The sequence below is a fragment of the Blastococcus sp. HT6-30 genome (assembly GCF_039729015.1).
Taxonomy (GTDB): domain Bacteria; phylum Actinomycetota; class Actinomycetes; order Mycobacteriales; family Geodermatophilaceae; genus Blastococcus.
Genome location: NZ_CP155792.1, coordinates 834,451 through 848,299, shown reverse-complemented (window position 1 = coordinate 848,299; position 13,849 = coordinate 834,451). Strand labels below are relative to the sequence as shown.

Annotated in this window: 16 protein-coding genes; 7 read left to right on the top strand and 9 right to left on the bottom strand. The window is 72.5% G+C overall.

Translation table 11 applies throughout. The annotated features are described in order from the left end of the window. Window positions 1-136 precede the first annotated feature (136 nt). From ABC795_RS04055 to ABC795_RS04035, 5 genes are all read right to left on the bottom strand, one after another. Window positions 137-1,060 (bottom strand): diacylglycerol kinase family protein, encoded by a 924-nt coding sequence (locus ABC795_RS04055; protein WP_347059629.1) that lies wholly within the window; start codon window positions 1,058-1,060, stop codon window positions 137-139. Between the two features lie 56 nt (window positions 1,061-1,116). Then, a complete protein-coding gene (locus ABC795_RS04050) occupies window positions 1,117-1,533 on the bottom strand; it encodes a hypothetical protein (RefSeq protein WP_347059628.1) in 417 nt (138 codons plus the stop codon). Window positions 1,534-1,796: 263 nt separating this feature from the next. After that, window positions 1,797-1,991, bottom strand: a complete 195-nt coding sequence (locus ABC795_RS04045) for a hypothetical protein (RefSeq protein WP_347059627.1) — start codon at window positions 1,989-1,991, stop codon at window positions 1,797-1,799. A gap of 69 nt (window positions 1,992-2,060) precedes the next feature. After that, the gene (locus ABC795_RS04040; RefSeq protein ID WP_347059626.1) at window positions 2,061-3,242 is read right to left on the bottom strand and encodes a ParB N-terminal domain-containing protein; all 1,182 of its coding nucleotides are present in this window, start codon (window positions 3,240-3,242) and stop codon (window positions 2,061-2,063) included. A gap of 241 nt (window positions 3,243-3,483) precedes the next feature. Then, window positions 3,484-4,623: an ArdC family protein gene (locus tag ABC795_RS04035; RefSeq protein WP_347059625.1), complete on the bottom strand. Its 1,140-nt coding sequence runs from the start codon at window positions 4,621-4,623 to the stop codon at window positions 3,484-3,486. Between the two features lie 1,050 nt (window positions 4,624-5,673). Between ABC795_RS04035 and ABC795_RS04030 the strand changes: the two genes are divergently transcribed. The 4 genes from ABC795_RS04030 (at window position 5,674) to ABC795_RS04015 (ending at window position 7,446) form a co-directional block, all read left to right on the top strand. Continuing rightward, window positions 5,674-5,883 carry a helix-turn-helix domain-containing protein gene (locus ABC795_RS04030; RefSeq protein WP_347059624.1) on the top strand — a complete coding sequence of 70 codons (210 nt, stop codon included), beginning with the start codon at window positions 5,674-5,676 and terminating at the stop codon, window positions 5,881-5,883. 180 nt (window positions 5,884-6,063) lie between these two features. Next, window positions 6,064-6,426: a hypothetical protein gene (locus ABC795_RS04025; RefSeq protein WP_347059623.1), complete on the top strand. Its 363-nt coding sequence runs from the start codon at window positions 6,064-6,066 to the stop codon at window positions 6,424-6,426. A 16-nt stretch (window positions 6,427-6,442) separates the two neighbouring features. Then, complete coding sequence (locus ABC795_RS04020; RefSeq protein ID WP_347059622.1) at window positions 6,443-6,811, top strand: hypothetical protein; 369 nt, start codon at window positions 6,443-6,445, stop codon at window positions 6,809-6,811. 56 nt (window positions 6,812-6,867) lie between these two features. Beyond that, window positions 6,868-7,446 carry a hypothetical protein gene (locus tag ABC795_RS04015; RefSeq protein WP_347059621.1) on the top strand — a complete coding sequence of 193 codons (579 nt, stop codon included), beginning with the start codon at window positions 6,868-6,870 and terminating at the stop codon, window positions 7,444-7,446. A 126-nt stretch (window positions 7,447-7,572) separates the two neighbouring features. Here the strand turns inward: ABC795_RS04015 and ABC795_RS04010 are convergent, their stop codons facing one another. The 3 genes from ABC795_RS04010 to ABC795_RS04000 all read right to left on the bottom strand — a co-directional run bounded on the left by ABC795_RS04010 (window position 7,573) and on the right by ABC795_RS04000 (window position 10,088). Beyond that, on the bottom strand, window positions 7,573-8,802 hold the full coding sequence (locus tag ABC795_RS04010) for a hypothetical protein (protein WP_347059620.1): 1,230 nt from the start codon (window positions 8,800-8,802) through the stop codon (window positions 7,573-7,575). After that, entirely contained in the window at window positions 8,799-9,347 is a 549-nt protein-coding gene (locus ABC795_RS04005; RefSeq protein ID WP_347059619.1) for a DUF4365 domain-containing protein, read from the bottom strand. The genes ABC795_RS04010 and ABC795_RS04005 overlap by 4 nt, the downstream gene beginning before the upstream one ends. 234 nt (window positions 9,348-9,581) lie before the next feature. Next, the gene (locus ABC795_RS04000) at window positions 9,582-10,088 is read right to left on the bottom strand and encodes a hypothetical protein (RefSeq protein ID WP_347059618.1); all 507 of its coding nucleotides are present in this window, start codon (window positions 10,086-10,088) and stop codon (window positions 9,582-9,584) included. Window positions 10,089-10,209: 121 nt separating this feature from the next. Here ABC795_RS04000 and ABC795_RS03995 point away from each other — a divergent pair, with 121 nt between their 5' ends. After that, on the top strand, window positions 10,210-10,395 hold the full coding sequence (locus ABC795_RS03995) for a hypothetical protein (protein WP_347059617.1): 186 nt from the start codon (window positions 10,210-10,212) through the stop codon (window positions 10,393-10,395). Window positions 10,396-10,439: 44 nt separating this feature from the next. Here ABC795_RS03995 and ABC795_RS03990 read toward each other — a convergent pair whose 3' ends face one another. Further along, entirely contained in the window at window positions 10,440-11,654 is a 1,215-nt protein-coding gene (locus ABC795_RS03990; RefSeq protein WP_347059616.1) for an MFS transporter, read from the bottom strand. A 378-nt stretch (window positions 11,655-12,032) separates the two neighbouring features. Here ABC795_RS03990 and ABC795_RS03985 point away from each other — a divergent pair, with 378 nt between their 5' ends. Next, window positions 12,033-12,530, top strand: coding sequence for a nucleoside deaminase (locus ABC795_RS03985; protein ID WP_347059615.1), 498 nt, complete (start codon window positions 12,033-12,035; stop codon window positions 12,528-12,530). After that, window positions 12,527-13,834, top strand: coding sequence for a cytosine permease (gene codB, locus ABC795_RS03980; RefSeq protein WP_347059614.1), 1,308 nt, complete (start codon window positions 12,527-12,529; stop codon window positions 13,832-13,834). Before ABC795_RS03985 ends, codB begins: the two co-directional genes overlap by 4 nt. Window positions 13,835-13,849 lie beyond the last annotated feature (15 nt).

The window sequence follows — 13,849 nt, the reverse complement described above, 5'->3', positions numbered from 1 at the left end:
TCGGCCAGGTCCTGCGGCACACCCTCGGACGGCTTCTCGTGCCGCTCCGGGTCGAGGCCCTTGGCCAGCCGTTGCTCCACCTCGGGTTACTGCTGCCCGTCGGTCATGTCCGGTCAGTCCCCCGGGCGCGCCGCCGCTACGCCTCAGCGTGGGACGAGCACCGACCAGGCACGTGGTGCTGCACCCTCCACGTCCGCGCATCCACGGCCTCCTCGAGTTCGCCGTCCGCGACGAGGTCGACGGGCGCACCCCTGATGGTCACCTGCCGCCCCCGGACCACCACGACGTCGTCACGTCCGACGTGCCTTCCTGCGGTCAGCGCCGCCGCGAACGCGGCCCGGTCCACCGGACCGGTGGCGGTGGAGACGACGACGTCGACGAGGCCGTCGTCCACGAGGGCGTCCGGAGCCAGCGGTGTCGGCACCCCAATCGTCGGCCCATTGCAGAGGGCGACCATCAGGACGTCCACCGCTCCGTCCGACGTCCAGCCCGCATCCGTGTGCGCGACGACGCGGCCGTCGACCTCCACCCGCAGGGGCCAGCCGGTGGTCGTGACGCCGGCGATGACGGCCCCCACCGGATAGGTCGCTGATCCCAGCCGGTCCTTGAACCGAGCCGCCTCGGCGCCCGCCCGGGCGCCGGCCCCCCCCAGGTGGACGGCGTTCACCACGAGGCCCCCGGTGTCGTCCCGCACGAGGTCCAGCCGGCGCGGGGTCCCGCTCAGAAAGACGAGGGCGCTAACCGCCGGGTCCAGCGGCAGCCCGATCGCCTGCGCCAGGTCGTTGCCGGTGCCAAGCGGGATGATCCCGATGGGCTGCCCGGGGTCCAGGCCCTCAACCGCGTCGAGCGCGGTGACCGCCGCGTGGACGGACCTGTCCCCACCGATGACTACCAGCTGTCTGTCACCCCGGCCCGTCTCGGCCCGCAGCAGCTCCTCCGCGTCGCCGGTCGTGACGACGGCCACGTCGGCGCCCCCGCGCCGCGTGGTCAACGCCGCCTCGACGGAGCCGCCGTCGGCGGTTCCCGCGGCCCGATTCACCAGGGCCAACACCTGCTGCATCGATGAGTTCCGTTCTTGCCAGCGGTGGCGCGCGCACGAGGGGACGCGCACGACCCTCACGATGCACCACGTCGCCTGGACGCCCCGCCGGTCGCGGTCGAGCGACGTCCCGGGAAACGCCGGCGGCGGTGCGACCGTTGCTCTGCAGGACAGCGCACCGTCCGAGACGAGGAGTCCCATGACCACCCCGCTGCAGCGAGCAGGACCCAACGTTGGCTGCTGCTGCCGATGATCGTGCCGATACGCAGGGCCCCGTCGAGGTCCGCCCAGGCGATATGGGCCCACAGTCCCTCGCCGTCGACGTTCCCGTCGAGGGTGATCAGCCCTCTGTGCTGCAGCTGGGGCAGCCAGTGGCCGGAGGTGATCAGCAGGAGGATCGCTGCCTCGTCGGAGTAGTCGCCGAGGGCGGCGCGCAGCAGGGCGTTTTCCACGTCGACCGGGTCGAGGTCGGCGGCTCTGGGTTCGAGGATCACTGGGTTCTCCTCTCCCGACCGTCGGGTCGGGGGTGAGTGTGCCGATGAGATCTGACAGGCGCGGCCGGTGACGGGTGTGCGGCGGCGGCCGCGGTGCTGGTGAGCGGGTCGGGCCGGCAGGCCCGCCGGCAGCGTGCTGGCGGTTGGTCTCGACGCGCCCGCGGCGGGGCCTCGCGCGACCCCCGCCGCCGGCCGGTCACATGAACCGGCCCGCGCCCTGGCGTGGCCGCCCCCGCGGGGGTGCGGGGACGGCCGGACGCTGGTCAGGTGGCGTCGGGTGCGGGGTCGGCGGTGGGTTGGTCGGCGGCGTCGACGATCTGCCGTTCGATGTCGGCGAGTGTGTAGCCGCACGAGTCCAGGAACCGCAGCCAGCGGCCGTCGCCGGCGCCGGGGTTGCGCCAGGACTGGCGGTGCATGCCCGATTCGATGGCCCCGGCGACGTGGGCCAGCAGCGCCACGGCGAGCCGGGCGTCGGGTACCTGTTCGCCGCTGGTCAGCGTGGGCGCGGGCTTGTCCCGGGTGGTCCACTACTGGCCGGGGGCGTCGATGCCGAGGTCGGCGGCGGCAGTGTCTTGGGCGCGGTTGGGTTGCCCGGACAGCCAGCAGGACAGTGCCCGGGGGTCGGTGGCCATGGTTTCGACGGTGAACCGTAGCGCCGCCTTGGGTGCGGTCTTGCGCTGCAGCAGGCCCTTGATCCACTCGCGGCGGGTCTCGTTGGCTGCCGCCATCGCCTTGTTCTTCTCGATGGTGGCCCGCCGTTCGGCCGCGGCGGCCTCGCGCTCGTCCTCGCTGGGTTCCTCGCCTGGTGCGCCGGCGGGCAGGGCGTTGGCCGTCCAGCGGTCGCGGTGGCCGTTGCCGGCCGGGTCGGTGCACACTTCCACCGCCTTCGGCCCCTGCCAGCCGCTGGTGTTCACGTAGACCGCCGAGCCGGGGCAGCCGGCGTGGTCGTCGGTGGTCAGTGGCTGGCCGTCGTGCTTGAGGTCGGCCAGCCGGGTGGCGGCGCGGCCGGTGTCCTCGTCCAGGACGGTGCGCCCGGCGGCGGTCAGCTCGGCCAGGAGGGCGGCGGCCTGCTCCGCTTCCTGCTTCGCCTGCTTGGCGCGGGTCAGCGCGTGGGCGAACTGCCCCGGCCCCTCCCCCGCGGCCGCGATGAGGGCGGCGGTGGTGTTGGCGTCGTCGGCGTAGACGGCGACGACGGCGGCCTGGTCCAGGGTCAGCCCGGCACCGGCGACCGCGGCGGCGGTCTCGCCGTCCAGCCGGGCGACCCCGGCGGCCTTGGCGACTCGCTTGCGAGCCAGCCCTGTCGACTTGGCGACCCTGGTCAGCGGCACGCCGAGGTCGAGCATCGCCTGCACCCCGCGGGCCTCCTCCACCGGGCTCAGGCCCTGGCGGTGCAGGTTCTCGGCCAGCATCGCCCCCACGTGCCCGGCCTGGGCGGCCCGGTCGCCGTCAGCGGAGGCGGCCTCAAGGGCCAGGTCCGAGCGCAGCACGCACGGCAGCGCGGTCACTCCGGCGAGGATCGCGGCGGCCGCCCGCCGGTGCCCGGCGACGATCTGGTGGCCCGGCGTGCCGTCGGCGGCGGGGTGCGGGATCACGGTGAGGGCCTCCAGCACGCCCTGGGCGGCGATGGAGCCGGCCAGCCCGGACAGGTCGCCGAGGTCGTCGCGGATGTTGCGGGGGTGCACAGCCAGCGTCCGGGGGTCCAGCCACACCAGCCGGTGCGCCCGGCCGCTGTCGTCGCCCGTGTCGGCGCGTGGGCTGCCGGGAGCGGCCGGGTCGACGTGTTCCGCTTGGCCGGACTCGATGTCGCCACGTCGGGCGGTCCCGGTGGCGGAAGGCTCGTCGGACGCGCTCTCCCGGCCGGTGGTCAGGCGGCAACTGTCGTGGTCATGGCGGGTTCTCCTTCTATTCTCTGCGGGGTGGCGGTGCTCTCGGTGGGGGTGCTGGTGGCGGTCATGTCGCGCTCTCTCCGCTCAGGTAGTGGCAAGGGCACCAGCGGTCGGCCCGGCCGGTCCGACTTGCGGGGCGGCTTCCCCGTCCCCCGCGGCGTTCTCGCTGCTCTCGCCGCCGTCGAGGCGGTCGAGGATGCGGCGGGCGGCGGCGGTCACGCTGGTCGCGGCGGCGCGGACCACGTCGGTGTCCCCGGCCGACCAGGCGGCGACGTAGGGGACGGTGTAGCCGCCGGAGTCCAGCCCGGCCCAGGCGGTGACGATGTAGGCGACCGACTCGGCTTCGGCCTCGGCTCGCCCGCGGCAGCCCCGGTAGTCGAAGCCGTCGGCGGTGTGCCCGCACTCGATGTGCGCCAGTTCGTGGGGCGAGGGTCTTGACCGCCTGCGCGTCGCTGACGTCCGGGCGGACCCGCACGGTGCGGGCTGCCGGGTCGGTGACGCCGTTGGCCTGTCCGCAGTCCTCGCGGACGAGCGTGTAGCCGTGCGCGGCGACCTGCACGGCCAGTGCCTGCCACAGGGCGACGGGGGCGTCACCGGTCAGCAGCTCCGGGCGGATCTCCGGCAGCGGCTCGCCCTCGGTCTGGGAGATGTCGAAGACGTGCGCGACCCGGAATCCGCGCAGTACCCGCGCCGCCCCGGCTGATCGTTCGGTGTCCCCGCCGGACGGCTCCCCGGCCGTCCCGGCGGCGGGTGCGGCCCGGTCGGTGTCCTGCCCGGTGCCAGTGCCGGCGTCCTTGCGCGTGTAGGTGCATGGGGCCAGGACGGCGAGCCCGGTGGACCCCTTGACCACGTTGCGGCCCAGCGCCTTCCACGTGGTGAACCCGGCGACGCGGGTCGGGCTGATGCCCAGCCGCGCGGCCTGCAGCGTGATCAGTAGCTGGTTCTTGAGGCTGTAGGTGTGGAACTTCGCGGCGGCATCGAGCATCGCCCGCCACTGCGGATCGGCCGTCAGCGCCTCGACGCGCTCGCCGATCTGCTCGTGCAGGGCGGCGATCTTCGCCGCCCGCGCGGCGTCGGCCGCTTCCCGCTGCGCCGGAGTCAGCTGCGGCCGCCGACTCCGGCTTCCCCTGCCGGTCCGACTGCTGCTCGTGCCGCTGGCCGCGCTGCTGGTTGTGGCGCTGGTTGTGGTGCTGGTGGTGGTCATCTGGACCCTCCCGGAACTGGAGCCGAAGCCGGTACGGGAGGACCTGCGGAACAGGTGTCCTGCCACCCATTCCCCCGGCCCGTCCGGCACAGAGCTCTGCTCAGGGGCCGGGAGCGGCGGCGGGGGACGACCGGACCAAGACTGCTTCCGTAGCGAAGCGCCCGAAGGGCGGAAGGATCTTGGTCCGGTCGGGAGGAGACGGCGCGGGAGGTCCCCTACGCTGAGCTGCCGGACGGGTCGGGGGACCAGCAAGGACAGCCCGCCGCAGGCGGACCTTGACGACGGCGCAGCCGGCGCCACGCGCAGCGTGGCCCGGAGGGTGCTCCTGGCCTGCCCCAACGGCCGCGGCGCGACGACGTCGACGGCGTCCCCACCGGCCGGGGAGCCTCGGTCACCCGACACGTCGCGGCGGGCTGTAGCGAACCGGTCACCGGCTCCGCGATCTCGCGGTGCTCGGGAGGGGGTGTCCAGCGCCATGGGTCGAGCGTGGCCAGGTCAGCGCTCGCCCGAGGGCGTCCGTCCGGATGTTGTGGACGAGTGCGGTTGTCCACAGGGAACAATTGCGCAGAAGCGCCCCGATGCTCGCCTGCATTGGCAAACAGGAGGGCAACGGGAGGAACCCCCGGTCAGCGGCGAACCTCCAGTGGTTCTCCAGCCTCTGCGGCGCAAGCACACGGGGCCTCGTGTGCCGCCGGCCTACCGGAGAACGTGCTTCAGAAGCACGGGCGACGCGGGTCGGTCTGCGGACAGCGCCGCGGAGGACAACCGGGCATCGGCTGGAGAAGAACAGGAGACGGTCGGCAGCCTGATTGTCGAGATGTGGCCGAACCCGGGCCGCAGTAGGGGGGCTGTCCACCCGGTTATCCCGGTACCGTCCCCCGGCGTCGGCAGATGAACGGGCTCCATCGCTGGTAGGTGACGCCAGACGCGCCACTACAGCAGAACAACCGGAGATCGTCAGACGAAGCTGGCCGTGAAGTGTCACCACCGGGCCCGAAATGGCGCCTTCTGTGGTGAAGGCACCGCCACCGACGACCCTCGGAGCCAGCCATGCCCGATCCCACCGCCGACCACGAGCCCGAGCTGCTCACGATCACCGAGGCCGCGGACGTGCTCCGCGCGCCCGTCGCCACCCTCCGGTACTGGCGACACCTGGGGACCGGCCCGAACAGCTTCCGACTCGGCCGACGCGTCGTCTACCGCCGCGCCGACCTGCGCACCTGGATCGACGCACAAGCAGACCAGTCCCCGCGCCGATAGCCCCACGCCTCCGGAGAGCGGTGCACGGGCCACGGGGCCGCTGCCGACTCCGGGCACACGGTGAGGCCTGGCGGCCAGCCCTGTCTGTGGACAACGACGGCCATCCACAGAAGCCGGCTGGGACATGCCTCGGCAGCGCCGGAACGGCGACGCTGCGCACACGCACGGAGAGGAGGAGCGATGGGATGGATGGGCCCGGTCGTGGACGACCAGGAGCACGAGGGCTGGGTGGTGCCACTGTTCGCCGACGGCGCGCAAGGCGCCGGCACCAGCAGCGCCCGCGGCCTGCTGGTGGCCCGCCGACCCGACGACGGGCCGTGCAACGGCGACCGGGTGCGGCTGACCTACCGCGACGGCTCCACCGTCGAGGGCCTCTGGCAGGACGGCACGCTCATCCGCGGCGACGGGATCGTGCACGCCCACACCAGCGGCCAGGTCCGCCATGAGGTGATCGAGCAGGCGGAGGAGTGCGCCCCGACGCCGCGGTCGTCGGCTGGGCCGCCGGCTGCACCTGCACCAGCGGCCAGGTCCGCCATGAGGTGATCGAGCAGGCGGAGGAGTGCGCCCCGACGCCGCGGTCGTCGGCTGGGCCGCCGGCTGCACCTGCGGGTGGCGCGGCACCCCCTGGACGCGCGTACCGCCGGAGCTAGCCGACCCGGCGGCGCGGCGGCTGGCCACCGCCGGCCCGTGGGCCGACCTGGAGGCCGCCGACGAGAACCGGGTGAGACAGGACTGGCGCCGACACATCGCCGGATGGCAAGCCCTCGAAGATGTAGAACAGGCCGCCGCCCGGCAGGCCGCCGCCGCCCGCGCGCTGGACGAGGCCGTGTGCACCGCGCTCGCGGCCGGGGCCTCGTGGGCCGACATCGGCCGAGTCACCGGCATGACCGGACGGTCGGCCACCGAGCGGTGGTCCCCCCGTGACTGAGCAGCCGACCGGTCACCCCCGCACCGAGCAAGATACACCCGGCAGGGCAGCGCACCGTGCTCGTCGTCGACCGCGACGGCGAGCCGCTCGCGCCGCTGCGCGCCCTGGAAGAAATCCTGCTGTGCCTGGGCACGTGGGAGGACGACGACCGGCGGGACCCGAGCGCCGGCACGGAGCCGCTGCCGGTGCCGCCGCCGCTGGCCGACCGGGTCGCCCTCGCCGCCGTGCAGCGCCTGCTCACCGCCCTGGCGCCCACCCGGTCCCGGGGACTCGGGTCCGGCCGGCTGCTCGCCCCGGACGGCCGCTACGAGCACGCGCCGATGACTGCGCTCATCCTGCCCGCCGCCGACATGGATCATCTTTCCGCGACCGCCGCTGCCCTCGGCCACCCTGGGCTGGATGCCGACATCGGCGAGCTGGTCGACGCCCACGCCGAGCAGCTCGCCGGCGGCTGCCGCTCGGGCGACCGCACCGACCTGGTCTCGCTCTTGCACGGCTGGCCGGCCTGTTCGACCTCTCCCCAACCGACGACACCGGACTGCTCACCGCCCGACTGCGGGCCACACCGCCCGGCACCGACTGCGTGCTCATCGACGCCGAGGAAGCCGCCCACGCCCGCACCGCCGACCGCATGAACCACATGTGGGCGCACGGCTCCGGCATCGACCGCTACCTCTACTGAACCCGCGGTCGCCCAGGCCGCGGCCCGAAATCGCGGCTGTGAGCATCCCCAGTGGTGCAACCAGCTGGCTGCTGCGCAGCTATCGCGGCTCGGTCGTCGTGACGGTAACGCGACTGAGGCTTACCTGGCCGCGCAAGAAGTAGGCGTTGCCCTCTCGGGTGAGGCGGCCAGACACCTGGACGAGCTGACGTGCGTCGTGCGCCCGTACAGCGGTTGTGTAGGAGTCGCCAGTCAGCAAGACGCGGACCGATCGCTGCTCCTGCGTGTCTGCGAAGCCCTGGACTGTGACCGTTCCCTCCTCGGCGTCCTGGCCGCGCTCCAGGCGCGTGACGTATCCAGTCACGCTGGCCCGCCGCTCCGCCGGTGGTGATGGCGTGAGACGTTCCCGCAGGTCCATGAGGACAGGCGCCGTCGGCCGGGCGAACACCACGCGGTTTACCGGCGGGGCAGGACTCGGCTCGGCCGGCGCCCAGTTGAACGAGAGGTCGAGTGACTGGATGCCAACCTGTTCGGTCATCTCACCCAATGCCTGACACAGCTGGGCGCTGACGCCGCGCTGCACCGCCTCGTCGAGGTCAACTGCGGCGACCCCGTCGTCACTGTTCAGCGCGGTCTCGGTGGCGGTCCTGACGTAGGACAGGCCTGAGGCCAATGTGCTCATGACGCGACGCTGGAAAGGTGCTACGTAACCGCTGGTCAGGGACTGATGCAGCGACTGCCCTCCCACCTCGGCCGGCGGCACCAGTGCAGGTGTTCGGTCGCCGGGCTGGTCGATTTCCGGCTCGTCCAGCCGCGTCAGGATCGTGATGACGAAGCTGCCTCGTTGGGTGTGCCCCATGCGGAGGTCGTCGTCGATGAATTCCTTGACGGCGTCGGGTGGACGACCCGAGAAGCTTCTGCGTGGCTGGTACGTCCACCGTGCAGCCGCAGTGACCATGTCCACCGCACCGTCGAGTAGCTGCTGCGCCTCGCGCACCGGGATGCTCCCGTCGGAGCTGTACTGGGACGCGCGGATGTAGAGGATGTCGGAGCGGGCGCCGAGGACGTGAGTCGCTAGCTGTTGAGCGTCCCACCCGTTCAGCGCCTGGAGCTGGCGGAGCACCCGGCGGAGGTTCTGGTCGTAGTCCGCGTAGGAGTCATCGGTCGGGAGCTGGAGCACCTGGTCGGGCGTCGGCACGTCGCCATAGACCCAGCTCTGCAGGGCCCGGCCGTCGTGGACCATCGACCAGCCAGTCGTTGACAGGTAGGCAGCGACGCTGGAGGAGGTCAGACCAGTTTGGCGGACCTGCTCGAGGGAGGACTCAGTCATAGTGCCTCCCCCTTGCCAGTCCTCGTCATCATGTCGAGAAGCGCCTCAACGGTGAAGGGCTGCGACAGGGGGACGTGAACGGTCTTCGTCTTCTGTTCTGCCTTGAGTTCCGGCTCGCCGCGGAGGCTGACCCAGTAGGCGGCGTGGGACATCGACAGCCGCTGGTCATCCTGCTGAAGCCAGGCGGTGAAGTCCGCGGGGCAGAGCATCACGATGAGGATGCGTGGGATCGCCACCGCGAGGCGGAGCTGGTCGTAGTTGTCCCGCTGGAGCTGCCAGGCGATGCGTCCGTCCCTGACGAGGTCCTCGCGTTGCGTGCACTTCAGCTGTGCCTCGACCGACGGAAACGGGACATCGTGGGCGATCTGCATCGACTTGATGTGCACGTCGACGCCCTCGAAGTCGGTCTCCTCGACCTTGGCGTGACACCGGGCCGCGGTGGCGACCGACCGGACGTAGTTGACGCTCAGCTGCTCTTGAGCGTTGTTGTCAGGAAGGTTGCCATAGAGCAGGCCGGAGCTGTGCACCGTTGGGAACGGCGTCACGAAGGACCCAGCCACCTCGCATGAAAGGAGCCGCTCACCATGGTCCGAACACCCCCGTGGGTCGCGCTGCCGTGCGGACGAAGTGTTGCACAGGTGACCGCGGGCGCTCGATGCAACCGATCGATCGATGATCACCATCGTCGGATGTGGTCCGCACAGAGTCCGCAGAAAGTCCGCAGGACACCCACAACTCGCCGTTGGCGGCCAACGACCTCCCACACCTATACACGCAGCTCAGGACGGGGGTAGGGAGACCATTGGCCGGTGGGCGGCGCGCCCGGCAATGATGTCGGGAATGACCACGTGCAGCCGGGAGCCGTCGGGCATCATGGCGTCGACGAACGGCGTCGACATGTCGATCCGCCGACCCGAGGTGCGCAGCATGCGCTCCACCAGGTCGGCCAGCTCCCCCGGCGCCAGGATCGTCGTGGTCAGCTCGCTGCGGCCCCGCCGGGCGATGAACACCCGGCCCGGCTCGTTGACCCAGATCTCCTCGATCTCCGGGTCGTCGAGATGGCGCTGCAGCGGCCCGAACCCGGCCACCCGGTCCAGCACGTCGCGCACCACCGACTCGACGTCGCCGATCGGCGGCAGCGCCGAGGTGAGCGAGCGCTCCGAGTAGTCGGCGACGACGTCGCGCACCAGCAGCCGCACCGGGCCCGGATCGGTGAACGGATCCAGCCCACGCCGGCGGATCAGCTCGCGGACCTCGCCGTCCACGACGTCCAGAGCAGTCGGCACGCCCCATCCCCCGTCGAGCCCGCGAGCAATCGAATCGACGGGACTCTAGGAAGATGATCAGTCCGATGGGACGCGAACAGGCATTCTGTGGACGGACGTGTGACCGCGTCTACCCGGTCGGGTGAACCGGGAGGCCGACCTGGGCAACGGCGCCACGGCCCAGGTACTTCTCACCACCGGCTGGGAGAGCGCGCGCATCGCGGCCGTGCCGTCCCTGGTCATGGTGCTCGCGGTGGTGGTCGCCCTGACCCCCGTGGCCCCTCGGGGCTGCTCGACTTCGTCTTCGGGGGTGTCTGGCTCGTCGTGACGTCGCTCGTCCTCGCCCGGGAGGTGCCTACCCGCTGACCGGGCTCAGCTCGGGGGCAGCGGGCGCCGCAGCACCGCGGGCCGGCACACCGCGGCCGCGCCCAGCACGATCACCGCCGTCGTCACCAGGGCGGCGCCGACCGACAGCAGGTCGGTCAGCGCGCCGTTCAGGGTCGCGGCCAGCGGCCGGGAGCCGACGAAGCCGACCAGCCAGAGGGCCATGATCCGGCCGATGTACTCCCGCGGGACGCGGGCGTAGAGCAGGGTGGTGATGCCGTTCATCGCCAGCGTCAGGCCGACGCCACCCACCACGAAGGCGACGACGGCGGCGGGCACGTTCCAGCTCGCCGCCACCCCCACCGCCGAGGCCGCGAGCAGCACCAGCCCGCCGGTGGCCAGCCAGGCGTGGTCGAGGTACCGCACCAGGCCCGCCTGGACGAAGAAGCCGAGAAACGCGCCCGCCCCGAAGCCCGAGGCCAGCACGCCGACGAGTTCCGGACCGCCCCCGAGGACGTCGGCCAGTGACGGCCCCAGCGTCACGGGCGGGTCCGCGCCGATGCCGACCGCGGTGACGCCGAGGAGCAGGACACCCACCACCGGATCGGTGCGCAGGTACCGGACCCCGGCGGAGACCGACAGCCGCGGGCCCGGCGCGGTCGCCGCGCCCGGCGTCCGGAGCCGGAACACCGCTACGAGGAAGACGAGATGGCCGACGGCGGCCAGACCGAAGGCGACGCCGTAACCGGCGGTGGCGGCGACCACGCCGCCCACCGCCGGTCCGACGGCCCGGCCCACCGAGAAGGTGAGGTTGTCCAGCGCGACGGCCGGGGCCACCTCGCCCTTCCGCACCAGTGACGGGAGCAGCGCCTGCATCGCCGGGCCGCCGACGGAGAACCCGATCCCCACGACCAGCGCGCAGACCATGACGACCCACGGCGGCACGTCGGTCACCTCCGGCGTCAGCAGCACCCAGCCGGCCAGGACGGCGGCGCCGAGCGTGCACAACGTGCGCCCGAGCAGGATCTGCTTGCGCGGGCTCCCCCGGTCGGCCATCGCACCGCTCACCGGGGTCAGCACCAGCTGCGGCACGAACTGGGCGAAGCTCACCAGCCCGACGAGGAACGCCGACGAGGTCAGCTGCCAGACCAGGGCCGCGCTCGCGATGTTCTGGATCCAGATGCCGACGTTGGCCAGCAGCTTGCCGCCCCAGTAGGGACCGAAGACGGGATCGGTGATCAGCCGCCGCGACGGACGGGGCACGGCGGGGCCGAGATCCTGTCCATCTCCACCGTCCACTTCCAGGCAATCTAGGCAGCCCCGCCGGACGCCGGACACCCGGGGCTCCCGCCGGCCGGTCGTCGTCGTCCGCCAGAACCGGCGGGACGGCCGAGGGCCCTCCCCCGGCGGCACGGGAAGATCCCTCCGGTCATCCCGAGGCGCCGCGCCACCCGCTGGTCGAGCCTGGTCCCGCCCTGCACACGTGTAGCCGATCGTTTCTGTGGGCCTTGACGGCGCCCACAGGGACACCGACCCTGCGACCACTGAACGCAACAAGGCCGTTACAAGACATCCGCGGACCGGGGCCACGATGGCCGCGACGCCCGGTCACTCCGGCCGGCGGGGAGAGGACGACGCTCGATGACGAATTCCCTGGACGAGGCGACAGCCCGTTCCTGGCTGCGGATCGCCCTGGAGGAGGCACGAACCGGGCTGTCCGAGGGCGGCATCCCGATCGGCGCCGCGCTGTTCGGGCCGGACGGGACGGTGCTGGGCCGCGGGCACAACCGACGGGTGCAGGACGACGACCCGTCGGTGCACGGCGAGACCTCGGCCTTCCGCGACGCCGGCCGCCAGCCCTCGTACCGGGGGACGACGATGGTCACCACGCTGTCCCCGTGCTGGTACTGCAGCGGGCTGGTCCGCCAGTTCGGCATCTCCCGGCTGGTCGTCGGCGAGGCGCAGAACTTCTCCGGTGGCCACGACTGGCTGGCCGAGCACGGCGTCGAGGTGCTGGTCCTCGACGACCCGGAGTGCACCCGGATGATGAGCGACTTCATCGCCGAGCACCCGGCCCTGTGGAACGAGGACATCGGCGAGGACGACACCGCCGTGGCGCAGCCGGAGGGCGACCGATGAGCAGCCGCGTCACCGGTCGCGACGACGTCTCCCCCGCGCCGGCCGAGATCGATCCCGATTACCCGATCGACCCGGTACCGGCGCACGCCCGGCGGTCGCTGTTCTCACTGGCGATCGTCCTGCTGGGCTTCACCTTCTTCACGCCCACGATGCTCGCCGGCGCCCAGATCGGCGCCGCGTTCGACGTCACCTCGCTGATCTGGGTGCTGCTCCTCGGCAGCGCCGTCCTCGGCGTCTACGTCGCGGCAATCGGTGGCATCGGGGCCCGGACCGGCCTGACCACCGTGATGATGTGCCGGTACTCCCTCGGCACCCGGGGCGCCAAGCTCGCCTCCCTGCTGCTGGGCGGAACCCAGGTGGGCTGGTACGGGGTCACCGTCGCCACGCTCGCCGGTCTCACCGCCAGCGCCCTGGAGTGGCAGGGGCGGGCCACCGAGATCGCCCTGATGGTGGCCGGCGGCGCCCTCATGGGCGTCACCGCCTACTACGGCTACCGGGGGATGTACGCGCTGTCGGTGGTGTCGGTCCCGCTGATGCTCGTGCTGGCCGGCTGGGTCACCTGGCGGTCGCTGGAGGAGGTCGGCGGCTGGAGCGGGCTGACGGCGATCGAGCCCGGGGGGACGATGCCGATCGCCGCCGCGGTCACCATCGTCGTCGGCACGTTCGCCTCCGGTGGCACGCAGGCGCCCAACTGGACCCGGTTCGCGCGCACGCCCACGGTCGGCTTCTGGGCGTGCGTGGTGGCGTTCCTGATCGGCGAGCTGCTGATGCTCGGCTTCGGCGCGGTCGGCGCCCTGGCGTTCGGCGAGGGCGACTTCGTGCTCGTCCTGTACCAGCTCGGGCTGGTCGGCTGGGGGCTGGTCTTCCTGGTGGCCAACCTCTGGACCACCAACGACAACACCGCCTACAACTTCGGCGTCGCGGGCGCGGAGATCGCCGACTCGCGGTCGAAGAAGCCCTTCGTCATCGGCGGCGTGGTCGTGGGGACCCTGCTGGCCATCACCGGCATCTACGACAACCTCATCGACTACCTGGTGTGGCTCGGCATCCTGATCCCACCCCTGGGCGGCGTGGTCATCGGCGACTTCCTCGCGCGCTGGCGGGGCGGCATGCCGGCGACGTCGGCGCTGCCGGCGGTCGAGTGGCGCAACCTCGCGGTCTACGTGGTGGCCGCGTTCGCCGCCTGGGTCAGCAACGAGGCCGGGTGGTTCATCCCGCCGGTGGTCGGCGTCGTCGTCGCCGTCGCCGGCGTGCTGGCCGTGCAGCGGGGCCGTCGGCCGGCGCCCGCGACCACCGGGGCCTGACCGGGAGCGGTGCGG